Annotated in this window: 19 protein-coding genes and 2 tRNA genes; 9 read left to right on the top strand and 12 right to left on the bottom strand. The window is 35.7% G+C overall.

All coding sequences use genetic code 11. The features are described from left to right. Positions 1-78 precede the first annotated feature (78 nt). Both HCX49_RS15265 and HCX49_RS15270 read right to left on the bottom strand, forming a co-directional pair. The gene (locus HCX49_RS15265; RefSeq protein WP_132769142.1) at positions 79-1,239 is read right to left on the bottom strand and encodes a FecR family protein; all 1,161 of its coding nucleotides are present in this window, start codon (positions 1,237-1,239) and stop codon (positions 79-81) included. 240 nt (positions 1,240-1,479) lie between these two features. After that, positions 1,480-2,016, bottom strand: a complete 537-nt coding sequence (locus HCX49_RS15270; protein WP_021190428.1) for an RNA polymerase sigma factor — start codon at positions 2,014-2,016, stop codon at positions 1,480-1,482. Positions 2,017-2,227: 211 nt separating this feature from the next. Here HCX49_RS15270 and mbhE point away from each other — a divergent pair, with 211 nt between their 5' ends. Genes mbhE through mnhG form a run of 7 tightly spaced genes read left to right on the top strand, consistent with a single transcriptional unit; the run spans position 2,228 to position 7,957 of the window. Beyond that, the gene (gene mbhE, locus HCX49_RS15275) at positions 2,228-4,537 is read left to right on the top strand and encodes a hydrogen gas-evolving membrane-bound hydrogenase subunit E (protein ID WP_132769144.1); all 2,310 of its coding nucleotides are present in this window, start codon (positions 2,228-2,230) and stop codon (positions 4,535-4,537) included. Between the two features lies 1 nt (position 4,538). Continuing rightward, positions 4,539-4,952 carry a Na+/H+ antiporter subunit B gene (locus tag HCX49_RS15280; RefSeq protein ID WP_021190427.1) on the top strand — a complete coding sequence of 138 codons (414 nt, stop codon included), beginning with the start codon at positions 4,539-4,541 and terminating at the stop codon, positions 4,950-4,952. A 7-nt stretch (positions 4,953-4,959) separates the two neighbouring features. After that, positions 4,960-5,316: a Na+/H+ antiporter subunit C gene (locus tag HCX49_RS15285; RefSeq protein ID WP_021190426.1), complete on the top strand. Its 357-nt coding sequence runs from the start codon at positions 4,960-4,962 to the stop codon at positions 5,314-5,316. Beyond that, on the top strand, positions 5,313-6,815 hold the full coding sequence (locus tag HCX49_RS15290; protein WP_132769146.1) for a proton-conducting transporter membrane subunit: 1,503 nt from the start codon (positions 5,313-5,315) through the stop codon (positions 6,813-6,815). Before HCX49_RS15285 ends, HCX49_RS15290 begins: the two co-directional genes overlap by 4 nt. An 8-nt stretch (positions 6,816-6,823) precedes the next feature. Further along, a complete protein-coding gene (locus HCX49_RS15295; RefSeq protein WP_021191306.1) occupies positions 6,824-7,300 on the top strand; it encodes a Na+/H+ antiporter subunit E in 477 nt (158 codons plus the stop codon). 44 nt (positions 7,301-7,344) lie between these two features. After that, positions 7,345-7,572 (top strand): monovalent cation/H+ antiporter complex subunit F, encoded by a 228-nt coding sequence (locus tag HCX49_RS15300; protein ID WP_232789402.1) that lies wholly within the window; start codon positions 7,345-7,347, stop codon positions 7,570-7,572. Then, complete coding sequence (mnhG, locus tag HCX49_RS15305; RefSeq protein WP_021191304.1) at positions 7,565-7,957, top strand: monovalent cation/H(+) antiporter subunit G; 393 nt, start codon at positions 7,565-7,567, stop codon at positions 7,955-7,957. Before HCX49_RS15300 ends, mnhG begins: the two co-directional genes overlap by 8 nt. Here mnhG and HCX49_RS15310 read toward each other — a convergent pair. Then, positions 7,947-9,041 carry a lactonase family protein gene (locus HCX49_RS15310; protein ID WP_021191303.1) on the bottom strand — a complete coding sequence of 365 codons (1,095 nt, stop codon included), beginning with the start codon at positions 9,039-9,041 and terminating at the stop codon, positions 7,947-7,949. The two genes, mnhG and HCX49_RS15310, sit on opposite strands and share 11 nt — an antisense overlap. 360 nt (positions 9,042-9,401) lie before the next feature. Between HCX49_RS15310 and HCX49_RS15315 the strand changes: the two genes are divergently transcribed. Next, positions 9,402-10,751: a peptidylprolyl isomerase gene (locus HCX49_RS15315; RefSeq protein ID WP_168127581.1), complete on the top strand. Its 1,350-nt coding sequence runs from the start codon at positions 9,402-9,404 to the stop codon at positions 10,749-10,751. A gap of 81 nt (positions 10,752-10,832) precedes the next feature. Here HCX49_RS15315 and HCX49_RS15320 read toward each other — a convergent pair whose 3' ends face one another. The 9 genes from HCX49_RS15320 to HCX49_RS15360 all read right to left on the bottom strand — a co-directional run bounded on the left by HCX49_RS15320 (position 10,833) and on the right by HCX49_RS15360 (position 25,408). Then, positions 10,833-11,717: a hypothetical protein gene (locus HCX49_RS15320; RefSeq protein ID WP_021188679.1), complete on the bottom strand. Its 885-nt coding sequence runs from the start codon at positions 11,715-11,717 to the stop codon at positions 10,833-10,835. 32 nt (positions 11,718-11,749) lie between these two features. Further along, a complete protein-coding gene (gene cysS, locus HCX49_RS15325) occupies positions 11,750-13,216 on the bottom strand; it encodes a cysteine--tRNA ligase (protein WP_132769153.1) in 1,467 nt (488 codons plus the stop codon). Positions 13,217-13,235: 19 nt separating this feature from the next. Next, positions 13,236-14,537 (bottom strand): ribosome biogenesis GTPase Der, encoded by a 1,302-nt coding sequence (gene der / locus HCX49_RS15330; RefSeq protein WP_021188677.1) that lies wholly within the window; start codon positions 14,535-14,537, stop codon positions 13,236-13,238. 428 nt (positions 14,538-14,965) lie between these two features. Then, positions 14,966-16,699, bottom strand: a complete 1,734-nt coding sequence (locus HCX49_RS15335) for a RagB/SusD family nutrient uptake outer membrane protein (RefSeq protein WP_168127582.1) — start codon at positions 16,697-16,699, stop codon at positions 14,966-14,968. Between the two features lie 20 nt (positions 16,700-16,719). Then, positions 16,720-19,794 (bottom strand): SusC/RagA family TonB-linked outer membrane protein, encoded by a 3,075-nt coding sequence (locus tag HCX49_RS15340; RefSeq protein WP_165905858.1) that lies wholly within the window; start codon positions 19,792-19,794, stop codon positions 16,720-16,722. 290 nt (positions 19,795-20,084) lie between these two features. Continuing rightward, complete coding sequence (locus HCX49_RS15345) at positions 20,085-21,719, bottom strand: RagB/SusD family nutrient uptake outer membrane protein (RefSeq protein ID WP_132769157.1); 1,635 nt, start codon at positions 21,717-21,719, stop codon at positions 20,085-20,087. A gap of 17 nt (positions 21,720-21,736) precedes the next feature. Further along, complete coding sequence (locus tag HCX49_RS15350) at positions 21,737-24,838, bottom strand: SusC/RagA family TonB-linked outer membrane protein (RefSeq protein WP_132769159.1); 3,102 nt, start codon at positions 24,836-24,838, stop codon at positions 21,737-21,739. Positions 24,839-25,213: 375 nt separating this feature from the next. After that, a tRNA-Met gene (locus HCX49_RS15355) sits at positions 25,214-25,286 on the bottom strand. 49 nt (positions 25,287-25,335) lie between these two features. Then, positions 25,336-25,408, bottom strand: a tRNA-Met gene (locus tag HCX49_RS15360). A gap of 114 nt (positions 25,409-25,522) precedes the next feature. Between HCX49_RS15360 and era the strand changes: the two genes are divergently transcribed. Continuing rightward, complete coding sequence (gene era, locus HCX49_RS15365) at positions 25,523-26,401, top strand: GTPase Era (protein WP_132769161.1); 879 nt, start codon at positions 25,523-25,525, stop codon at positions 26,399-26,401. Positions 26,402-26,495 lie beyond the last annotated feature (94 nt).

Raw genomic sequence — 26,495 nt, forward strand, 5'->3', positions numbered from 1 at the left:
GAATAGATACAGGGATGCTGCAACATCTCTGTATTTTTTGTTTAATAATTAGGTTTAGTATTTATTCTCCATATCGTGTTATTTATTTTTAATAATTAATTGATCTCCATCTATCTTAAACCGCAAATCACTTACATATTCTAACATCTCTAATACCTGCGAAAGTGGAACATTGCGATCAACTGATCCGGTGATTGCTTTATTTCTATTGACCCCTTGGTCAAATTTAGCTTCTACATCATACCAATTAGATAACTGATCGACAATGGATTGAACATTATCTTTATTAAAATAAAATTCATTATTATGCCATGCCAGGTCCTTTGCCAAATCTGCATAACCTTTATTGAGTCTTCCATCAACAGATTCTGCAAACTCTCCTGGCTGTAATATGATAGCAAGATCAGCATTGGACACTTCAACTTTTCCTTCTTCCAAAGTTGTTCTTACTTTTTTACTATAAGCGTCAACATTAAAATGTGTACCTAAAACTTTAACGTCAGTACCATTCGCTTGGACTATAAAAGGACGATCAACATCTTTAGATACTTCAAAATAAGCTTCGCCATCCAATTGTACCTTACGCTCTCCTGATCCAAAAGACTCAGGGAACTTCAATCTGGACATCGCATTAATCCAGACCTTAGTACCATCTGATAGTTCGAGCTTATAATAACCGCCTTTCGGAACAACTAAAGTGTTATACCTGAGTTCTGCACCTCCATAATGACCTTTTACATACTCCAGCTGATCATTGCTAAGCTTAATGTTATTGGCTATTTGCCCGTTATTACGATTACTGAGATCAAAAGTTTCACCATTATCCAATATTAACAAGGCATCATTTGAAGCTGGCTTTATATCATTTTTATGTTTGGTAGATTGGATGGCAATTATCTTTGAATTCTTAGGTGATTTATTTTGATATAAAAAGAGGAAACACAAGACTAAACATGAGGCAATAAGTGGAATCCAAATTTTAAGATTAAAATTATTTTCAACTTTTTGCGTGCTATTTTGCTTTTTTTCTAAATTATTCCAAGCTTGCTCAACATCAATTGATCTTAAAAACTTTAAATCTTCTTCAACTTTATGGGATTGCTTAAAACTAGCGTACAATTTTTTGTTTTCATCCGTTAAATTTATCCAATTTTCAAGCACAGTTTTTTCTTCAATAGACAGTTCCCCGACTAAAGATTTTTTGATGATTTCAGCAATAATAAAAGGTTTACTCTTCATAATATATAATAAAGAAACTTTGCTCGCCCGAATGGGTGACAACAATTTTTAAAAAAAGTAAATTTCTTGAAAGAATAAAGTGAAACAGGCTTATAGAGATTATATAACACCATTAACATAAATATATAACAGTGATTCATAAAAGATATGAACCTAAAAAAATAACCTGCTTTTGACTAATAAAATACTGGTAAGAGAAAAATCAATTTGAGTTTGATCTATATAGAATGCGGGAAGCATCTATCGAAACATGTTATAGAAAATCAACGCTAGGGGCAACAATTCAGGATTCATTTTCTTCATAATTGTTTTTAACCCACGTTGCTTTTGAGTTTTCACAGTATTAACACTAATATTTAGCTCTTTAGAGATATCCTGATTACTTAATCCTTCAAAGTATCCCATTTTAAATACGATACGACAGCCTTCAGGCATGCTTTGCATAATTTTATGAACCTCTGCGATAACTTCCGAATGAATAATATCTAATTCTAAAGAATCGTTGCTGCACTCATTAAATGGAGAATTTAACCAATACTTCTCAACAACCCTTTCTTTCCGCTTGCTATTTAAAAATGCATACCTCACAGAAGTATAAAGGTAATTCTTTATAGCACCCTGATGTGTAGAAATATGATCTTCATGGTTATAATAAGAAATGAATGCATCCTGTGCCAGATCTTCAGCTTCTGTAGCGTCCCCACATAGCTTCCATGCAAAATGACATAGGCTTCTATAATGTTCTTCAAATAATTGTTTATGGACGTTACTGTTCATTTAAAACATAAATTTGGTCAAGTACAAATTATTAATTAGGTAGTTTTTAAACGGTTTAGCATGTTAGTTCAAAACGAAGTTAATGTTAAATTTTGTTAAATGCTATAGTCATTCGAAATTAATTTCTCATAAAATTACACCTCCAATTCAGAAATAACCGTCAATTTTTCTTATATTGTAGCCTTTCACAAATATTAAAAACAAAGACTAAATGCTATTTACCGTTCTAATAGGACTAATAACATCGAGCCTTATTGTTCCATTTGGCAAATTCGTAAAAACTAAATGGGGAATTATTCTCGCATTCATACCGCTACTTTTATTTCTTTATTATCTCCAATATCTACCATTAATAAATTGGGATAAATCATATGTGCAGCATATTGATTGGATACCCTCACTAGGTATAAATTTTGATTTTAGACTAGATGGATTATCACTCCTATTTTCTTTATTAATCACCGGAATCGGAACCTGTATATTTTTTTATGCTAAATCATATTTAAAAGATGATCCGTATGTTGATCGCTTTTTCGGATACTTATGTATGTTCATGTCGGCCATGCTCGGCCTTGTACTGTCTGACAACATCTTTCTATTATTTACCTTCTGGGAACTGACCAGCATCAGCTCGTTTTTCTTGATTGGTTTTAATAATGAAAAAATAGAATCTAGAAAAAGTGCCCTGACAGCATTAAGCGTAACTGGACTAGGAGGCTTCTTTTTATTGGCAGGTCTTGTTCTAATCGGTAATATTGCCAATACCTATTCCATCTCCGAGCTCGTAAGTAAGGCTCAACTAATTCAGGAACATCAGCTATTTCCTTATATATTAGGTCTTATCATCTTAGGTGCTATGACCAAATCTGCACAATTTCCATTTCATTTTTGGTTACCTGGTGCTATGAAAGCGCCTACCCCAGTATCTGCTTACCTGCACTCAGCAACTATGGTAAAAGCTGGTATCTACCTACTTGCACGTTTTTATCCCATTTTAGGCAATAATACAGCGTGGACGTATAGCCTCATGATTATTGGTGGAATCACAATGCTATATGGAGCTTTTCATTCTCTTTTTAGAACTGATATGAAGGGCGTACTCGCTTATTCAACCATATCGGCATTAGGTATTTTAGTTTTTTTGTTAGGTCTTGGCACCCAAGATGCCATCATCGCTGCCTCTGTTTTTATTGTTGTGCATGCACTATATAAAGCAACATTATTTTTAATTACAGGTATTATTGATCACGCCACCCACACTCGGGACCTATCTGTACTGCAAGGATTGAGAAAGGTTTTATTACCTGTTGCAATTGCTGGTTTTTTAGCCGCTATATCCAGTGCCGGAGTACCTTTAACATTTGGATTTATTGGAAAAGATTTAATATATGAAGCGACATTACATAGTGAAAAACATTTAGCTATTTACCTGACTGTTGCAGCAGTAATAACAAATATTCTATTGGTATCTGCGGGTTTCATGGCTGGTATCAAACCATTTTTTGGGAAACTTCCTGAAAATTTTGAGAAAATAAAACTTCCTGCAAAATCGCTTTGGATACCTCCGTTTATACTTGCACTCTTAGGAGTCGTTTTTGGTTGTTTCCCAACTTTTATTGGCGATCTGATCGCACAACCCACCGTAAATAGTATCATGTCCGTTAAAAGTGATTTTCAACTTAAAATATGGCATGGATTTAATACTATTTTGCTATTAAGTGCCATAACTATAGTACTGGGCACAGTTATCTATTTTATCAATAAGCCAAGTGAACATAAATTAAAATGGATTGAACAATTAAATTTCATAGCGCCGATTACCATTTTTCAAAAATGTTATCGGACCATTTACAATTTCTCGACAAGTTATTCGCATTATTTCCATAACGGATATCTTCGCTCTTACCTATTGAAGATCATCATATTTGCAGAGGTTCTTTTAGCTTATCAACTTTACCTTGGTGGCCCACTACATATCAACTGGGAACTACTATCAGCAGTAAGCGTATACGAAGTGGTTACTATTCTGATCGTATTTGGAGCTGTCGCTCTCACCTTGAGCACTTCTTCAAGGCTAACCGCTGTAGTTTCAACTAGTGTCATTGGATACGGTATCTGTTTACTTTTCGTATTCTACAGTGCTCCGGATTTGGCTATGACACAATTTACAATAGACACGCTAACAGTAGTTCTATTTGTTCTTGTTCTCTTTAAATTACCTCCATTTCTAAATCTTGCCAATAAAAGAGTACTGATAAGGGATGCGGTGGTTGCCATCATATTTGGGATAATCTTAGCTTTGGTGGCCATTCGCGTACTACATGTTCCTACGAATATTGCGATAAGTGACTTCTATGGTAAAAATGCATATCTATTAGCGAAAGGTAGAAATGTCGTAAATGTACTGCTTGTTGACTTCAGGGGGTTTGATACCATGTTTGAAGTTGTTGTATTATCGATCGCTGCATTAGGTGTGTACAGCTTATTAAAATTACGTTTAAAATCATCGGAGAAAGAATAATATGAAAAGTACTATTTTACAAACAGCTTCAAAATATTTGTTGCCTATACTTCTTTTATTTTCCTTTTTTCTATTATTAAGAGGACATTACTACCCAGGCGGTGGTTTTGTCGGAGGTTTGGTTGCATCCATTGCTTTTGTCTTACACAGTTTCGCTCATGGTACTGAAGAAACAATGAAGATATTGCGTTATAAACCCCTATCCTTACTTCCTATCGGATTAGGAATATCTGCATTCAGTATGTTTATGCCAGCACTTTTCGGACTGCCTGTAATGACTGGATTATGGCTGGAACATCCGATCCCAGTTATTGGTATGATTGGTACAGCACTACTCTTCGATCTTGGTATTTACCTCGTGGTCATCGGAGTTGTTTTAACCATTTTATTCACCATTTCACTCAGTTCAGATTAACATTGCAATGGAAATACTACTTATTTTACTCATAGGCGTATTATATGCGACAGGCATATATCTTATTTTAAGAAGAAGTATGGTTAAACTACTTCTAGGAATTATGCTACTTGGAAACGGCACCAATATTTTGATATTTCTCTTGGGTAATATCACCAAAGGAAAACCGCCGATCATTAGAGATGGATTGAAAGTCTTTCAAGATATATATGCAGATCCAATACCTCAAGCATTAATTTTAACCGCAATTGTCATTAGCTTCGGCTTAACTTCCTTTGCTATTGTACTATTAAAACGTGTTTATGCACTAATTAACACGGACGATCTAGACAACTTAAACACACCCGAAGACGAAGATATATGATTGATAATCAAATTATAGCAACAGTACTTGTACATTTATTTACTGCAATCATACAGTTAGGTTTTTGGAGAAAAACAGGTCCACAACGTATCCTCAGCATTGGCGGCAGTTTCATAAGTTTAATTTTTGCCATCAAATTATTTGCTAAAGTATTTAATGGAGACATACTCATTATGCATGCGGCCAATTGGGAGGCTCCTTTCGGAATTGTATTTGTAGCAGATTTACTAAGCTCCACCTTAGTTCTGCTCACAGCGATAGCGACTTTAGCAGTATCTATTTTCTCTGCAACAGGTATCGGCCGGCAACGTATACTCTACGGTTACTTCCCTATCTTCCACTTTTTAGTGATGGGATTAAATGGTGCATTTTTAACCGGAGATATTTTCAATCTTTACGTGTTTTTTGAAGTTATTATTATTTCATCCTTTGTATTAATGACCCTGGGAGGTCGGAAAGCACAATTAGAGGGCGCTGTAAAGTATATGGCGATGAATATACTCGCTTCTACTTTCTTCTTAACTGGAATCGGTATTCTTTATGGTATATCGGGGTCTTTAAATATGGCCGATCTAGCACTCATCGTTCCCAAGATTGAAAACCGTGCAATAGTTGATATTACTGCTACTTTCTTTTTAATTGGATTTGGCATCAAGTCTGCGATTTTCCCTCTTTACTTCTGGTTGCCATCATCCTATCACACACCTCCTTCTGCTGTAGCAGCTATATTTGGTGGGCTACTCACTAAGGTAGGTATATATGCCTTATTCCGGGTCTTTACCTTAATTTTCATTCCTAATGAATTTATTCGGAATCTGTTGGTCATATTGGCAATTTTGACCATTTTAACAGGAGCATTCGGTGTATTGATCAAGACCAATATAAGACGGCTATTTTCTTACCTCATCGTATGCCATATCGGATTTATGATAGGGGGATTAGGTATTTATAGCAAGTTGGCAATTCTCGGTGCCGTATTTTATTTAATTCATGATATCATGGTTAAAACGAACATCTTCTTAATCGCCGGATTGATCCGTCAAATGAGAGGATCTATGGATATGAAAAAACTGGGTGGATTGTATGCTGAATATCCAAAAATTTCATTGCTGATTGCCATAGTACTGTTTTCACTGGCTGGTATACCACCATTATCCGGATTTTGGCCAAAAATATATTTATTGCAGGGTGCCTTTCAAACAGGACATTACTTTTATGCAGGAGCACTTATACTAGGTAGCTTCATGACTTTATTTGTACTCGCAAAATTTTGGTCGGAAGTATTTTGGAAAAAACCACAAGACCCCGATGCAATTGAGGACAAATTTAAAGACCTGATAGGTATTCGAAAGGTCGCATTGATTTTACCGATCTGTATACTTGCAGCTAGTTCTTTATATATCGGACTCAATGCAGAAAGTATCATTCAGGTAGCGGACCGCATATCATCAGAAATGTTAAACACCAAACCTTATATTCAAGCAGTATTAGGCAAATAAAGTAAAATATGATCAAACAGTTTTTAATGAACCTGCTGCTTTCTTTTATTTGGGTAGCATTAACAGGTTCAATGTATTATACGAATTTTCTTTTTGGCTTCTTACTTGGTTTCTTCATTCTATGGGTCATGAACCGAAATGAAGTTGATCAGCGTTATTTTTACCGTGTCCCGAAAACGATTAGCTTTCTCTTTTTCTTCTTGTATCAAATGATTATAGCTAATCTACAGGTTGCTTACGACGTGATCACACCTAAGTATTTTTTTAAACCTGGAATTGTGAAATACAAGATGGATGCTAAGTCTGATTTTGAGATCAACTTACTTTCTACCTTTATCTCACTAACACCGGGAACATTAATTCTGGATATCAGCGAAGACAAAAAGATTTTATATATCCATGTCATGTACCTACATGATAAACAAAAATTCATGACAGAGTTGAAAAACAATGTTGAACGCAAACTTTTAGAAATTTTGAGATGAGCTTAACTGAATATTTAGATTATGTGATTCTGCCCATATTAATTTTGTCAACAGTAATTACATTTATACGTCTTTTCAAAGGACCGGATGTGGCCGATAGGGTTATTGCTCTAGATCTAATCATTACCACAGGTATTGGGATTATTACTGTCTATAGTATCACGACATCTCAAGAAATTTTTCTTGACGTGGCCATGATACTTGCCCTAATTGCCTTTTTAGGAACAATTGCCTTTGCCTATTATTTAGAAAAACAAGACTATAATGACTGATATTATTATTGCAGTGCTGAGTACCATCGGCGCCTTAGCGATTCTCTTCGCTTCCATTGGCATCCTTAGAATGCCTGACTTTTATTTACGCCTTTCTGTTACGGTTAAAGCTGCAACTCTAGGTGTTGGTTTGCTTTTGCTTTGTGCCGCAATTGTCTTTCCTGACGTCTCCGTCACAACAAAAACAATCGCAATCGCGTTCTTTCTAGTACTAACAGCTCCGGTTGCGGCGCATATGATTGGAAGGGTTGCCTATATAACGGGCATTAAATTGTGGAAAGGGACAATCACAGATGAATTAGAGGGTATGTATGATGAAGAGACACATGAATTAAAAAGTAATTCTGACGACTCTTCATCAACAGATGATATCACTAAAAAATAATACAAACTGGAGCAGGAACACGAAGTGGTTTTCCAGTCTCTTTTAGAAGTCCTGTTTTTTCATCCCTGCTAAAAGTGATAATTTCGTTACTCGTTTGATTGGCTACCAATAGGAATTTACCGTCAGGGCTAAAATTAAAATTGCGCGGTCCTTTTCCAGATGTACTCTGATTTGCTACTTTGGTCAATTTTCCGTCTTTAGCAATAGCGAAAATTCCAATGGTATTAGCATCACCTCTGTTTGATGCATACAGAAATTTTCCGTCCGGAGATACTTTGATATCAGCGGCACCATTTTTCCCTGTAAACCCATCAGGATTAATATTAACAGATTGATCAAATAACCAATCTTGTCCATCCCGTTTGTATACAGCAATGTCTGCTGTCATTTCGAGTACGACATACATATGCTTTTCTTTCTTATCAAAGGCAATATGTCGAGGACCACCACCTGCTGAAGAGAATACTTCCGCAGGATCTGTACCCAATTTAACATCCTTTGATTTTGGATCAATTAATTTATAAATCGAAATTTGATCTAGACCTAAATCTTGTACAAAAAGTTCATTTCCTTTTTTTGAGAAAAACGCAGAATGTACATGAGGGCCTTCTTGTCTAGCTTTGTCAACGCCTTTACCTTCATGTTGAACAAAATCTTTTAGATTACCGATAACACCATTGGGTTCTAATCCGTATAGTACAAAAGAGCCACCACTATAATTAGAAGCTGTGATCAGGTTTTTATAAGGACTCACCGAAACATGACAGGGCGCATCTCCTTTTGTAGGAACTGTATTTAAGATTGTAAATTTACCTTTGTTATAAGAATACGCAGTTAAACTTCCTTTATTATTTCCCTGCTCACTAACGGCATATAAAATATTATCCTTTCGAGCTAGAAAAGAGGGATCCACTAATGGAGTGGTCGATACTAGCGCTATTTCACCCGTTTTTACATTAAAATCAAATGCATAGATTCCTTTACTTTCGGTGTTAGAGGTATAAGTACCTACAAACATGGAAATGTTTTGCGACCAACCAAAAAAAGGAAAACAGGTCAAAATAAAAAGTATAATTTTTTTCATGATTTCAAAATTAAAATTTTGTGGGAAAATGTAGTGTTAAATTTGGTTAAAACTACTTTTACTACCTTGTAAATACTTATTTTAGCTGTTCCAGAGCCGTTCAATATGTTATTATTCATAATAAGCATATAAACGGGATAAGACCTCGGAAATAATATTCAAATAAAATTAAGAATAATTAATATATTCTAATAATTTTGTGCAAGCTTTCAGAACTTTAAGTTTGAACAGTTATATTTTTAAAAAGCATTTAAATTACATTCCACGAATGAAACCATCATGGGCTTATAATAGCTTACAAACCGCGAGTAGTAACCAGCTCATGATAGCTTCATCACCATTAAAAGACATATTATTCTAATGAAAAAAAACTTATATACGTTGCTATTATTGGTATTTGTGACAGCACAAACAGTATTTGCTCAAAAACAAGTTATCGATCGAGTAGTTGCGACAGTAGGATCTGGTATTATTTTACAATCAGATGTTGATATGCAGTATGCGCAATATCTTTCAGGTGGTAATAAACCAAATGCAGATTTCAAATGTGAAATGCTGCAACAGCTGTTAACACAGAAATTACTTTCTCAGCAGGCGGTAATTGACTCCATCGAAGTGGGCGAAACTGAAGTTGATGATAACCTAAACAGCCGACTACGCTATATGTCTCAACAAGCAGGTGGTCAAGAAAGATTAGAAAAATTCTTAAATAGATCTCTGTTGCAATACAAAGAAGATATGCGTCCTAGTATATATGAGCAATTGAAAGCAAATAAAATGCGTCAGAATATTGTTCAAAAAGTAGACGTTACACCTATTGAGGTAAAACGCTATTATGAAGGACTGAATACCGATAGCCTACCTTATTTTAATACAGAAGTAGAAATTGGTGAAATTGTTATGTTCCCTAAACTAACTGTTGAAGAGAAAGCTGAGTTTAAAGCAAAGGCAGAGGGACTTCGCAAACAGGTTACAGATGGTTCTGATTTTGGTACAGTTGCACGTTTATATTCTGAAGATGGATCTGCTCCTTATGGTGGAGATTTAGGTTTCAATACACGTGATAATTGGGTTAAGGAATTTGCAGCAATGGCTTTTAAATTAAAAGCGGGTGATGTTTCTCCTGTTTTTGAAACAAAATATGGTTTCCACTTTTTACAAGTGTTAGAAAGACGTGGGGAAGAAGTACATGTTAGACATATTTTGATTAAGTTTAAACCAACAGCTGCTAGTATTGAACGCACACAAGCAAAGATGGATAGCATCTACAACTTAGTGACAACAGGAAAATTAGATTTTTATCATGCTGCAACGACAAACTCTGACAGTGAAGAATCAAAATTTAATGGTGGAATGGTTCTTAACCAAGAGGGAGAAACCCGTTCAACATTAATACCTGTAGATAAATTGGAAGCTTCTGTATTTCAAGCTATAGATCCATTAAAACCTGGAGAATATTCTAAACCGGCACAATTTACAGATCGTACAGGTGAAATTGGTCTACGATTCAATTATTTAAAATCACGTATTGCTCCTCATAAAGCAAACTTAGATGAGGATTTTGTGAAAATCAAAGAAGCTGCACGTCAAGATAAAGTAAACCGCAAATTGAATACCTGGTTTGAATCTAAGAGAGAGAACACATATATCAATATTGCCGATGACTTTAAAGACTGTAATGAACTTAAAGTTTGGATCTCTAAAAAATAGTTGATCTGATAAGATAAAATAGAAAGGGCTTCAAAATTAATTTTGAAGCCCTTTCTATTTTATAAATAATGTGAAAAAATATTATCTTTCAAACATCATTTCTACAAGTATATTCCAATTTGCTTTAGATACATCGTCCTTCGCGAGTTCACTCAACTTCCAAATACGGATATAATTGTATTTAACGACCTTATCCTTAATATTGACAGTTGCAGTACCGAATGAATAAGCATACTCACCGCTATATGCTCTACCTACTTTTTCAGGAGTAGTTAGAATATTAATACGAGATTTCTTTAAATATGCTAATATTTCTTTTTTACCTTCTATTGGTTGTATCCAAGGAAAAAGAAATCTTGCATCTTCATTCAAAAACTCTTTATAACCCGCTTGATTATCAGCCTTAAGAACCGTTGACAAAAGCTTATCGGTTTCAAAAACAATCTCTTTACGTTGATCTAAACGTACCTGAGAACGGTGCTTCAAATACCAAGCTTCACTAGGTTCATAAAACTCCAGTTCAGAATTTTCCTTATTGCCAAAATTTTCAACTTCAGCACGAATATCCACCAGCCACTTACCTTTTTTATTTCTTTTCCAGACGGTTAAGTACTGCCCAAAACGTTTTCTCGCTCCTACTTTCTGAAATTCCATCGAACCAGTAGTAACCCCAAATTCTTGACTTTTTGAAACCATCGCTAGCGCTGGTTCCCAAGTTAGTACATCGGGTATATTCGGCCTATTATTAAGATAATCTAAAGCATTGACCTCGGAAGGAACAAAAAATTTAGACTCTTTATCGACAATCGACAGAAAAGCCTGATGCGGAGTAGTTGTCTTAGAAATCAACGCAGCCTCTTTGTCGGCATTGATTAAACTACCTACTTTATCGGGAACCTGTGCATACACTTGTGCTGAAAAGGCACTCATGAAAACTATTGCCGACATTTTATTCCATATATTCATGTAATGTCTTTATTTTAATTGGACACTAACTATCAAATCTTATTCCAAAGCGTTCCATCTTTGCTATCTTTTAATTGAATACCGATAGCATTAAGTTCCTCACGAATACGATCAGATGTAGCAAAATCTTTATTTTGCTTAGCTCCATCACGTAATTTGATCACAATAGCCATGATTTCATCCACATTATCAGTGCTCGATAATTGATCATCTTGCAAGCCTAGAATATCAAAAATAAAATGTTGTACAAATGCTCTTAACTCTTCTAGATCAGCAGCACTGATAGCTGCTTTTCCATCGTAAATAGAATTAATCGAACGAACGACTTCAAACAATTCTGCAATTAAGATAGGGCTATTGAAATCATCATCCATGGCAGCATAACATTTCGCACGTAAATCAGCTACATCAACAGCAGACTTACCTTTTGAAGGTTTCAGCTTATCCAATAGATTTACCGCTGTCATAAGACGCTTGAACCCTTTATCTGCAGCATCAAGTGCCTCATTTGAGAAATCCAATGTGCTTCTATAATGCGCTTGTAACATAAAGAAACGAACAGCCATAGGTGAATATCCACGTTCCAACAAAGGATGATCACCGGTAAACAACTGATGAGGTAAAAAGCCATTTCCTGAAGATTTAGACATACGTGCTCCATTTACCGTTAACATATTGGTATGCATCCAATATTTGGCAGGTGCAGTATGATTACATGCTTCAGACTGAGCTATTTCGTTTGTATGATGCGTTGCTGCCAGATCCATACCTCCACCATGAATATCAAACTGATCGCCTAAATATTTACGGCTCATCGCCGAACATTCAATATGCCAACCCGGAAATCCAACACTCCAAGGTGAAGGCCAGCGCATAATATGTTCTGGCTTAGCTTTGATCCATAATGCAAAATCCAGACGGCCATGTTTTTCATCTTGGCCACCAAGCTCACGTGTATTATTCAACATATCTTCCAGCTTACGATTAGTCAGAATAGTATAATCGTAATCTTTCACATATTTCTCTACATCAAAATATACAGTCCCATCTACTTCATAAGCATAGCCATTAGCAATGATCTTTTGGACCATTTCAATCTGCTCAGAAATATGTCCTGTAGCGGTCGGTTCTATACTTGGAGGTAAAGTATTAAAAAGACGAAGCACATCGTGGAAACCAAGAGTATATTTTTGAACAATCTCCATCGGTTCCAATTGCTCCAATTTTGCCTTTTTAGCAAACTTATCATCACCTTCATCATTATCCCCTTCCAAATGGCCTGCATCGGTAATATTACGTACATAACGAACTTTAAATCCGAGATGTTTTAAATAACGAAATATCAAATCAAATGACACAAAAGTCCGACAATTTCCTAAGTGAACATCACTGTATACAGTAGGCCCACAAACATACATCCCTACTAAAGAGGGATGTAATGGTTGGAATTTTTCTTTCTTACGTGTTAACGTATTGTATAAATGAAGATTGTTTTCCATGTCTAGAAAATAGCTGTTTCTATTTTTGTCTAAAATATATTTGAATTGGAACACCTTCAAAATCGAAGTGCTCACGTAATTTATTTTCGATATAACGTTTGTACGGATCTTTTACATACTGTGGTAAGTTACAGAAGAATGCAAACATAGGTGTACGTCCTGGTAATTGCGTTACGTATTTTACCTTGATATATTTACCCTTTAAAGCTGGTGGAGGATAATTCTCAATCACCTGCAACATCACTTCGTTCAATTTTGAAGTAGGTATTTTTTTCGTTTTATTCTCATAAACTTTTGCTGCTACTTCTAGCGCTTTGAAAATACGTTGTTTTTCAGTGACCGAAGTAAAGACAATCGGTATATCTGTAAAAGGAGCGATTTTCTCTTTAATTCGAGCTTCAAACTCTTTCATCGTTTTATTGTCTTTTTCAATGGTATCCCATTTATTGACAATAATTACAATACCTTTTCTATTTTTTTCTGCCAAATGAAAAATATTGATATCCTGTGCTTCAATACCATCATTTGCATCTAACATTAAAAGGACAACATCAGAATCCTCTAATGCCTTGATTGTACGCATCACAGAGTAAAACTCAATATCTTCGTTTACCTTAGATTTACGTCTCAAACCTGCTGTATCAATCAATAAGAACTCATGTCCAAATTGCTTATAATGAATACGAATCGAATCGCGTGTCGTACCTGCAACAGGTGTTACAATATTACGATCAACACCTAATAAAGCATTTGTTAAAGAAGATTTACCTACGTTCGGACGACCTACGATTGTATATTTCGCTAATGTGGTATCATCTTCTTCTTCGTCTTCAAAAGTTGAAACTACAGCATCTAATAATTCCCCTGTCCCCGATCCTGTAGCGGAAGAAACATTATAAATTTCACCTAAACCAAAAGCATAAAACTCTGCAGAGTCATGGTGTAATTTAGCGTGGTCAACTTTATTTGCAGCAACATATACCGGTTTAGAACTTCTTCTCAAAAGATCTGCGATCTCATCATCTAAATCCGTAATACCTGTTGTTACATCAACCATAAAAATGATCGCTGATGCTTCTTCTATTGCGATATGAACCTGGTCACGAATTGCTTCTTCAAAAACATCATCCGATCCATGTACAAACCCACCAGTATCAATTACTGTAAACTTTTTCCCAATCCATTCTGCCGTTTCATAGTGACGGTCGCGCGTCACTCCACTAAAGTCATCAACAATAGCTTTTCTACTCTCCGTCAGACGATTAAAAAGCGTGGATTTCCCAACATTTGGACGACCTACAATTGCAACAATATTTGCCATATTTTTACTATATATTATTCTCGTTACCTCACGGCAACTTATTTAAATACAATTTAACTCAGTGGGCAAAGTTACATAATATACCTGGTATTTTTGAAAATCAATCTAATCTTATCGTAAACAATAAGATTTTTATTATCATATTTTACAACTGAGCTAAGACTATCAAACAAACTTGCTATCAGTCCGTAAGTATTCTTTTAATTGAAATTCAATTAAAAGAATATAAGCTTACCAAAAAGTATCCTAAAAGGGATTCAATAAAAAAAGTCCCAAATAGCTGGGGTGTTCTAAAACACTAAATTTCATTTATTCTAATTCATAAAATCGTTTTCGCGAAAATTCTAGCAATCATAATTATTAAACATAAAAAATGGCTTTGCAAAATTGCAAAGCCATTACTTTATTCATCAAAATCTAAACTTAAACTATTGAGTTGGATTTTGTGTTAATACACCAGGGTAAGAATTAATCGCAGACTGTGGTATAAAGTATACTACACGAAAGTCTGTCGGAGCAATAACCTCTGACTGATTGTGCGGTCCCGGATATTGACGCGTCAAGGCTTCACCGTTACGAAATACATCATAGCTACGTTCTGCTTGAAATGCTAATTCCAATTCACGCTCTTTATCAATTAATTTACTTGCATTTGAAGCATTTAAAGATGAATAAGCACCATTCGTAATTGAGCGGGTTCTTATTTTATTTAAATCCGCTAAAGCTGCACTGTAATTACCTAGTTTTGCTTGTGCTTCTGCTCTATTGAGATAAACCTCTCCTAACCTGCTGATGACAGGTGAATGTAATTGCGAATTTTCACCTTCTTTAGAACATTTGGTGATGTAAAACTGAGGATATACACGGTTCAAGGAAATATAGTAATCGAGAACTCCTTTGTAGGTTTTACCATCTTTATATTTCAAGCTATAAATTCCCTGACCTGCATCAATTACAGTTAATGCATATGATATTCTTTTCTCCTTCTCCGTTTTCGTTTCTGGGATTACTTCTACAGCATTGATTGCATTTCCAGCTCGTTCAATAACAAATTGAGCATAGTTTAACGTACTCACTCCATCTTCTTTTACAAAACGAAACACTTCAGAATACTTACCTGTTTTTTCATCTTTTGCATAAGTAGGTTCTATAAAAGATGCTCGAGCATCAACGATGCGGTAATTATCTGGACGCCAATCGTTACGACCGGTTTCATTCAATAAATCAATGTATTTAGCACTTGCATACATCTCACCCCAGCCCATACCTCCAATATTGGAATACATACCACCAATACCATAATAATGATCATCACCCGAAAATTCAGATGCTACTCTTTTAACTGCGAAAATAGTCTCGTTATTATTTTCTGGTGTGAACGTATTATATTTCATAAATCGCTCTCTTTCCAACAATGAATAAGATCCAGAGTTGATTACCTTATCCGCATACTCAACAGACAATCTTGCATATTCTGCATTGGGTGATTGATATGTACCACTCATATATAGATAAACACGGGATAACATCGCTTGAGCTGCTCCCTTAGAAGCATAAATATTACCTTTATTAATTGTCAACAAAGACTCCGCTTTCTTCAGATCGCTTATCGCTTGCGCATAAGTTTCTTTAACAGTTGAACGGTCTGGTAAATGTAAATTATCAAATACATCATCCGGTGTACCATTTACAATAGGCAAACCTAGATTTGTTTCTGGATTTTGATAATAAGGACGTCCATATGCACGAACCAAATAGAAATACATCATCCCGCGGATATAGTAACATTCTCCTAATTGATTGTCTTTTTCAGCACTTTCTCCCTCTTTTATAATTTTCATCACATTGGAAGATTGAGCAATTGCCTTATAACCTGCATTCCAAAATTCAGACAAACGTCCGTTATTCGGAGTACGTGCATAAGAAATAAACTCATAAAATGCATCCGTTGAGGCACCCCTAATCATCATATTATCTCCTGCATATTCCCCTGCGCGATGCATCGGGTCTGACCATGCTTTTAATTGTGCATAAGCACCATTGATCATCGCGTCTGGATTATTCGCAATAACATCCGAATCCATTAAGTTATGGGGTAACCTATCTATATTACATGACGTAAAGCTAGCAGCTGCTAATAATACAAATAATATCTTTTTCATAAAATTTTTTCCTCTTTTAACTAAAATGTCACATTAAGACCAAACATAAATTTACGTGTAGCAGGATAAATAGCAGGTCCTGCAGAACCCAATATAGCACCTGAATCATTCACAGACATTTCAGGATCTACACCTGAGTAATTTGTAATGGTAAACAAGTTCTCCCCCGTAAAGAACAAACGAACATTTTTCAATTTATACTGTTCCAATTTCAAATTATATCCTAAGGTTAAAGAACGCAACCTTAAAAAATCACCATCTTCTAAATAACGAGTTGAAGTAGAATTTCCTTTATCGTTATTATTGTATTTCGCAATAGGATGTGTTGCTATATCTCCCGGTTTTTCCCAACGGTTCCAGCCATCTTGCAATTTCATTTGATTTCTATCTGTATATGTTCCATCCGAATCGTATTCTTGACGAGAATAGTTATAGATTTTTCCACCAATTGAATAGCCAAACGAAGCATTTAAATCAAATTGCTTATAAGTTATTCCAGTATTGAATCCTCCAAATAGATCTGGCGATGCTTTTCCTGCTTTCTGTAATGTTGCTGCAGAATAATTAGAGGTCTTTACTTGAGTTTGATTACCATCTTGATCGGTTTCAACTTTATACCATTCGGGAGCACCTGTCTCTACATTCACTCCAGCCCATATCGGCATATAATAGGTATCAACAGGTAAACCAGGTTCTAAAACACGATTAGCAGAACCAGCGATGCCTAAACCATCACCAATGATAAGTGGTCTAACAACGTCATTTCCACTAGCATCCTTACTCTTAATCAATTGTGTCAGTTTATTTTTATTGTGACCAATATTGATATCCAGACTCCACGTAAAGTCATTTTTTCGAATGATATCTCCACCTAAAGTAAGCTCAATACCTCTATTTTGCATCTTACCGATATTCTTATACACAGAAGTAACTCCAGTTAATCCACTAATTGGCACATTATATAAGATATTATCGGTTTTTTTATCATAGTAGTCAAAACTTACACGAGCACGATTACTGAACATCGATGCATCAAATCCTGCCCCTGTAGTAAACGTACGCTCCCACGTCAGATTCTTGTTTCCAATCCGATAAATCAAAGCGCCCGAAGTCTCATTATATCCGGATGATGATGATACAGAATATAAGCTATATTGTGGATACAACTCACTAGGGCGGTTACCGACAGAACCATAAGAAGCACGAACTTTTAAATTATCAACCCATGAGGCATTGAACCAATTCTCGCGATTGATATTCCATCCTCCACTCACAGAGAAGAAATTTCCGTATTTCGCATTGTCACCAAAGTTAGAAGCGCCATCACGACGGAAAGACAATTGTCCTAAATATTTACCATCGTAAGCATAGTTTGCATTAGACAAGAAAGATTGAACAGCCCATTCATTGATCGCTCCTTTAGTTCTTTCTGGTCGAGAAACAACATCAAGCACTTCAAATCCTGGAATAAATCCAGTTCCATATACATCTAATGTCTTAGACCAATAATCATTGAATTCATATGCTGCTAATGCGTTCACAGCATGCTTGCCCCAAGATTTATTGAATTTTAATATTTGGCTGGTGTAACGTCGTGCATATTCCGAACGATAATCGGTTAAACGTCCTTTTACACTTTCTCCACCATTAGAGCGTGGATCAGTATAACCAGCAGCACTATACGTGTTATAGCGGTAGTTATTAACAGACGAAAATGTTAGCCAATTCGTGAACTTGATATCAAAGTCCATATTACCACTGAATTCATAATTTGTGTTGGCGCTATGATCCCATTGTAAATCGTAAAGGTAGTTTGTACTCGCACTATTTACCCAGCTACTTGAACGGTGACCAACCAAGTTACCATTAGCATCATATGGACTGTCCCAAGGGAAATTTGAATACATAGCAGTTGTAGAATACTGTCTATCTTCAACTCCACGACGTGCCCCCACCAATGTTGGTTTAACAGTCAACCATGTGGTAGGCTTATAAACTGTATTCATACGGAAGTTATAACGATCGTATTCATAACCTTTTACAGCACCTACTTCATTATAATAACCTAATGACAAGTAAGACTGCAACTTCTCCGTACCACTTTGAATCGAAACATTATGATTTTGCGTAAATCCTTGCTGAGTAGCTACTTTCCACCAGTCAAAATTGCTATCTCTTAAATCTGCATTCCAACGTGGAAATTTGATTGCACTTTGGTTAGCAAAAGAAGCATAGTAATCATACAATTCTGCACCGTTCATCATTTTCATATTACCATTGGTAAGCTGATTGAATCCCATTTTTGTAGAAAAACTGATTGAAGTGCCGCTTGCAGATGGGTTCTTAGTCGTTACGACAACTACACCATTTGCGCCTTGAGAACCATAAATAGCAGTGGAAGCTGCGTCTTTCAAAATTGTTAATGTTGCGATATCATCTGGATTTAAATCTCCAGCACTAGATCCAAGAATTACACCATCTACGACCCAGAGCGGACTAGTTGTACCACTTAAAGTAGCTTGACCACGAATCACGACTCCTCCTTTTGCACCTGGCTGACCCGATCCGGGGGCAACATAAACACCAGCAGCTTTTCCATTTAACATATTCTCCACATTCGGAGAAGTTGTACCTCTCAATTGATCACCCTTTACAACTTGTAGCGCTCCTGTTAGACTCTCTTTCTTTTGAGTGCCATAACCTACAACTACAACTTCTTCAAGTGCTTGATTGGACTCTTGTAACTGCACATTTAAAAATGCACCTTCCACTAGTTTTTCAGTTTTGTTAAATCCAATGGCTGAAAAAATCAAAGTTTGACCAACTTCAACTTGAAGAGAATAGCGACCATTAGCATCAGTTGAAGTCGCAAGAGTAGGTTTTTCTTTCACAGAAATAGTCACTCCGCTTAATGGGCCCGTACTTGATGTAACAGTACCAGAAACTTTCTGTTGCATACTATTACTTGTTACGCTAATCAAATTACCATAATCATTTGCCATCACCATATTTGGAGCTACAAGAGCAAACATTAAGGCAGATGTAATCGGGTAAAATTTAGTCGTAAAAAAAGGTTTTGTAAATCTTTTATTCATAAACTTAATTTCAAGATAATCAGTATATTAGTTAATTATCATAATTTATACAGTGCAAAATAGCGTAAAGATTACTTAATATAAATTTAATATGTAACGAAATCGATTGCATAAATTCACGCAAACGATTGTTATGAAAACTAAAATATAGTTATCTCAGAAACTACCCAATCATAGCGCTTATACAAACTTCTTCATAATGAAATAACTGCTCGGCTATTATATCACAATAAACAATAAAAGCAGGTATTTATAGAGATACCTGCTTTTATTAATCGGGTTAAAATAAATTAATAACCTGTGTTCTGTTTCAAAACTCCATAAGATAAATCAATTTGGCTTTGCGGAACAGGCATTAGATATAATCTATCATTCCAAACTCGCTCTTGAGCTAGCCCATTTTTTACATCGTAAATATTTTTCATTACATCAGGAGCGGTTTTCCAACGACGAATATCATAATAGCGCACGCCTTCTAACACCAATTCAACAGCTCTCTCATTACGAATTAATTCCCTTAACTTACCTTGACTTCCATATGCTCCGCGATCGACTTTAGGCAAACCTGCACGAACACGAAGTTGGTCCAAAGCATCAAAAACTGTTGCATCTGGTCCAGATTTTTCATTTTGAGCTTCTGCGTAGTTAAGTAAAACTTCAGCATAACGAATTAGGATAACATTAGCATAAGAATCAATCTGATCTCTATTAGATGTTGGATCTACTAATTTCCTAAAATTATATCCTGTTATTGACATATTAGATTTACCACTGCTCCAAGTAAACTTATATCCTCCTTCTTTTGTTAAAGCATTCCAAGGCGCTGTCTCAAATAATATAGAGGCATAAAAACGTGGATCACGATTTTTAAACTCCTTCACAAAATCAGCCTTATCCGCTTTTGCATAATTAGCAGCTCTTACTTCAGCACTCACAGGCTTGATGGATTCTCCCGTCTTAAAATTAACATAAAGATCAACTAAATTCTGTGTTGGTGTTAAAGAACTCCAGCCGCCCACAGCACCTTCTCCTAGTAAGGTATTATTCAATTGAGATTGAGCGACACGAATATATTGTCTATCCAAAATCACTTCACTGTTACCTTCATTTTCAACCTGAAAGATACCTTCATAACTTCTAAGCCCTAATCGAAACTTTTTCTCATCATCAGCATTTTCAAAATCAACAAATTGCGCATAATTATCTTTTTTATTTAATTCTGATTCAGCACCAGCATGAAACAATCCATATCCTAAGCCCATTACTTCCTTGGCTGTACGTGCAGCCTCCTCCCAATTATTCTCCATCAAATATAATCGCGATTGTAAAGCTAAAGCGGCACCTTTCGTAATCCTTCCCTTTTCAGAAGAGTATGACGCAGGCAATTTTGCTGAAACTTCTTGTAATTCCTTAAACAAGAAATCAAGTACTTCCTTCTTCGCAACGCGAGGAACATTAGATTCTTCCTTAGTCAAGACCTTAGTCACCAAAGGAATATCTCCAAATTTCTCTACCATAGGGATATATAGATAAGCACGAATAAAACGAACTTCAGCTTTATAACGCTCTTTAAGCGTTTCATCCATGACAGCTTTATCTACATTTTCTAAAAAATAATTACATGTTCGGATTGGAATATAACTCCAGCCTGCATCGATGTCTGCACCTAGCGAGCCAGATGATATTGCCGTTGAAGCACTTTCCCATGGGTATTGAGCATGAACCAAATCTGAAGCTCCATCATCATACATACCATCAGATAGTTTTCCATAAATAGCGTTTACCGCTAATTTCACATCATTTTCAGTTCTCCAAAATTCTTCCTCCGGAACCTTGTTAACAGGTGTACGGTCTAAAAAATCTTTTGAACAGGCTCCAAATAACAGTGTTGTTGCTAATAAGGGATATAATATATGTCTTTTCATTGCTTTTCTATTAAAAATTAAAATTTAGCGGTTAAACCAACAGAAATTGTTTTCACACCCGGATAACTTGCTCTTCCCGAACCAGTTTCCGGATCAAAATCGCCAAGACGCTTATCCGCCATAATAGTAAATGGATTATTAGATGAAGCAAAGAAGCGTAATTGAGACATTTTGATATTACTCAACATTTCTTTAGGAAATGTGTATCCGACCGTAATGGCACGAATTCTGAAATAGTTACCACTAAACAACCAAAAATCTGATGTTTTATAATTATGAGGAGCATCACCTGTCAATGTGATTCTCGGAAATGGAGCATCCGATACATTATTTTCTTCGGACCAACCGTTTGACCAGCTCTTCTTAATGTTAGCACCATTGAAGAAAGGAAAGGAAGCCTCATTATCCAAATAAGTTTTAACTCCACCAACTCCATAAGTCAACACATCAATATCAAAATTTTTATAGGCAGCTCTGAAATTAAACCCATAATTGAACCAAGGAACATCATTACCTAAGATTGTACGATCCTCTGCATCAATTTTATGATCACCATTGATATCTACATATCGGATATCTCCTAATTTTGGTGTACCTCCCATTGCTTCATAATTGACATTCTTTAGCTCTTCCGCATTGGTAAACAATCCATCAGATTTATAACCATAATAGTCACCAACAGATCCGCCTACACGATTGATGTAGTAACCGTCGGTGATTTCATTTACATCACCTAAAGAAAGTATGGTATTTTTAATCTTCGAGATATTTCCCGATACCGAATATGTAAATTCATCACCTACTTTACCATTGTAAGTCAATGCAATCTCAATTCCTTTATTTTGCGTAGTCCCTTGATTATAATATGGTGTGTGATCTTTATCAAAGCCCGATGTAGACAAAGTTGCGGGTCTTAATAGTACATCCTCCGATTTTTTAACAAAATAATCAGCTACTAAATTAAACTTACCCCCTAAAAAAGTAGCGTCCAATCCAATATTCGACATCGTAACTTTTTCCCAGAGCGCAAGTCTATTAGCTCCATATTGCTGCTCTAATCCATCAACTGCTAATCCATCAAAGCTGTAAGCAGAATAACGATCCAAAAGATTATAATAATTACCTATCGCAACTGCATCTTGATTGCCCAATGTACCATAAGATCCTCTTAACTTTAATAAATCAATCCACTCCACATCCTGCATAAAAGATTCCTTATTGATATTCCAACCGGCAGAGAAAGATGGGAAAATTGCTCTACGAACTTCCGGAGCAAATCGAGAGGAGTAATCCATTCTCATGTTTGCTTCAAAGAGATACTTATCTTGGTACGAATAATTAAATCGGCCAAAAAAAGAACGCAATGCCCACTCATCTTGAGTAGTGCGGTTAGCAAGACCTTTATCATCTTTACTAATTTCGCCCGAACTACCGTTAATAATCGTAGAAGCATCGTTGTTAACAAAATTTTGTCTACCTAAAAATGCTTCCCTGTATACATTTGACTCCTCAGAAGCACCAACAGTCGCTTTCGCATAGTGATCTCCAAATCGACGCTCATAATTAATTGTTCCTTGCAACATCAACTCCTGACGTTTACCCCAAAATTCCTTTAGCTCATTGATTGCATTTACAGTAGAGGCCATGGGTTGTTTTGTAATGAAATTTATAACAGGATCTGTACGATTTATAAAATCAAAAGAATTTGTATTGGTATATTTCAAAGATATAGCCCCATCAATTGATAAACCTTTAAGCGGAGTTAAAGATGCGTTGGCAGCCATTTGTAAATAATTATCTCTATTATTACCCCTTCCACCTTCAGTAATGGCGCGCAATTGATTGTTTTTTGCAATTGTCGCGTTAGCAGCTCCATTTGAGATTGACCCCCAAGAACCATCTGATTGACGTATTGAGGTAAAAGGAAGCGCTCTACCCATCTCAACCCAGCTTATAGCACTACCATTACGATCATAATCTTGCTTTAAAAAAGAAACATTTGTGTTAAATGTTAACAAATCCTTGATAACGGTCGTATTGGTATTCAATTTCATATTAATACGATCCTGTTTTCGTCCTGGTACTAAAGATTCTTGATCAAAATAGTTTAAGCCAAGATAGTAGTTTGTAATTTTTCCAGGAGCATTTACATTCAATCCAAAATCACGCTGAGGAGCGGAACCTCTCAAGACCTCTTTATACCAATCATTATTAGGATAATAATCAGGATCGGTTTGATTTTTAAATTTATCGATCACATCTTGCTTAAATGTAGGAGCTTTTCCCGCATTTACCATCGCCTTATTATGCAGTTCGGCATAACCTACAGCATCAGCATATTCTGGTAAATAAGTTGCACTTTGAAACCCGTAGTTTGCATTAAAACCTACGACAGCTCGGTCACCGCCACCACGCTTAGTCGTTACTAAAATAACACCATTAGCAGCTCGAGAACCATACAATGATGCAGAAGCAGCATCTTTTAGAACGGACATACTATTGATATCATTTGGACTCAATGCCGAAAATTCTGCACTAGTTGCTGGAATTCCATCAATAATAAACATCGGCGAAGGTGAACCTAAATTAGTTCTACCACGTACAGTTATTCCTCCAGAATTACTTGACGCGCCCGTACTAGAAGATTTTCCTACCTCACCTGGTCTACTCAAGACTGTCACGCCTGGTGATATACCTTGTAAAGCATTCTGCAATGAAGTTACAGGTCTATCTGCCAATTGCTTAGGGGTAATTGTTGCTACAGAACCTGTTAAATTTGCTTTCTTTTGGGTACCAAAAGCTACGATAACAACTTCATCTAATGCTGTATTTGAAGATGTTAATGAAATATTCAGATTTCCACCGGTATAAACCACCTCCTTGGGCTCGTATCCCACAATATTAAAAATAAGTATTTTACCTGTTTCTGCATTTAATTCAAATCCTCCTGCAGCATTAGTTGCCGTAGCATTACTTGTACCTTTCTCAGTAATAGTTACACCCGACAACTGATTTCCCTTGTCATCTGTAACATTACCCTTAACTTTAATTTTTTGTGCAAAAGTTGCACTCATAACTAAAGACAAAGCACAAGAAAGTATGGTAGCTCTTCTTTTCATAGGTTAATTTAATAATTGTAAATAATGATTTTGTATTGTATTTAAGTCAGTTGTTTACTATTTGTAAACACAATATTAAATCTATATTATTGAAAAAAAAAGAGCAAAAATCGAACAATCGATTGCATATATTGCCTAGACAACTTTATTAAAAAAATAATAAGTACTACATATAAATTGGTTGATAATCAGTAAAACACTAATTATCAAACTCTTTAGATTGAAAATAATATTCAAATAAAGAAAAATGAATCCCATTCATTAAAAAAGAATCTTTGTAACAATTAGAGGATTAAATCATAGGTATTGGGAAGGAGGTGGAAAAAATAAAAGACAAAAATAAACCCTTTAGCTTTTGACTAAAGGGTTACCAAGTAGCGGGAATCAGACTCGAACTGATGACCTTCGGGTTATGAGCCCGACGAGCTACCAACTGCTCCATCCCGCAATGTATTTTTAATGTCTTGGAGTCTGTGTCTTTCAACAGACTCTTTTAGTAGCGGGAATCAGACTCGAACTGATGACCTTCGGGTTATGAGCCCGACGAGCTACCAACTGCTCCATCCCGCAATATATTTTTAGTTCAATCGTCCTTTTTGTGTTAAAAAGCAAGATATCTTTACCTCCGAATTGGAGCACAAAGATATATTTTGTTTCTTTGTAATCCTAATTAAATTAAAAAAAATGTCGCATAAAGCAGGATTCGTAAGCATCATCGGTAAACCTAATGCAGGTAAGTCTACGCTAATGAACGCTTTAGTGGGTGAAAAGATGTCTATCATCACTCCTAAAGCTCAAACAACAAGACACCGCATTATTGGAATAGTCAATGATGAGGAGCACCAAATTGTCTTTTCAGACACACCTGGTATCATCAAACCAAACTATTCGTTACAAGAATCAATGATGAATTTTGTCCAAGGATCGCTGATCGATGCGGACATTATTTTACTTGTTACAGATATCAATGAAAAATATGATGAAAATGATGTTATTGAGAAATTAAAAAAAACAAGTTCTCCAGTAGCTGTTCTTATCAATAAAATTGATAAGTCTAACGAAGCTGAAGTGATGGCTAAAGTAGAGTTCTGGAAAGAAACGATCAACCCAGAAGTTATTTTTGCGGTATCAGCACTTCTTAATCATAATATCACTGGAGTAATGGACTATATCAAGGAAAAACTTCCTGTACATGCTCCTTACTATGAAAAAGATGAATTAACAGACAAATCAATGCGTTTCTTTGTTTCGGAAATGATTCGCGAAAAAATATTCAAACTGTATGACAAGGAAATTCCTTACAGTACTGAAGTCGTTGTTACATCTTATAAAGAAGAACCGAAGATCACTCGTATCGCTGCAGAAATCATTGTGGAGCGTGATTCACAAAAGAATATCATCATCGGTACCGGTGGATCAATGATTAAAAAAGTCGGCACGTACGCTCGCCAGGATATTGAGGCATTTATTGACAAAAAAGTCTTTCTTGAGGTTTTCGTAAAAGTAATTCCAGATTGGAGAAGTAAGAAAAATTACTTAAAAAGATTTGGTTATGACGACTAATGCTAGAAAATAGTTTTTAGTACAAATGTTAACCAGCATACAAAAGCCCCATTAGTGATCAACTTATTGGGGCTTTTCTCTTAATAAAAAATGC

It is taken from the genome of Sphingobacterium sp. B16(2022), assembly GCF_012030425.1.
Classification (GTDB): Bacteria; Bacteroidota; Bacteroidia; order Sphingobacteriales; family Sphingobacteriaceae; genus Sphingobacterium; species Sphingobacterium anhuiense.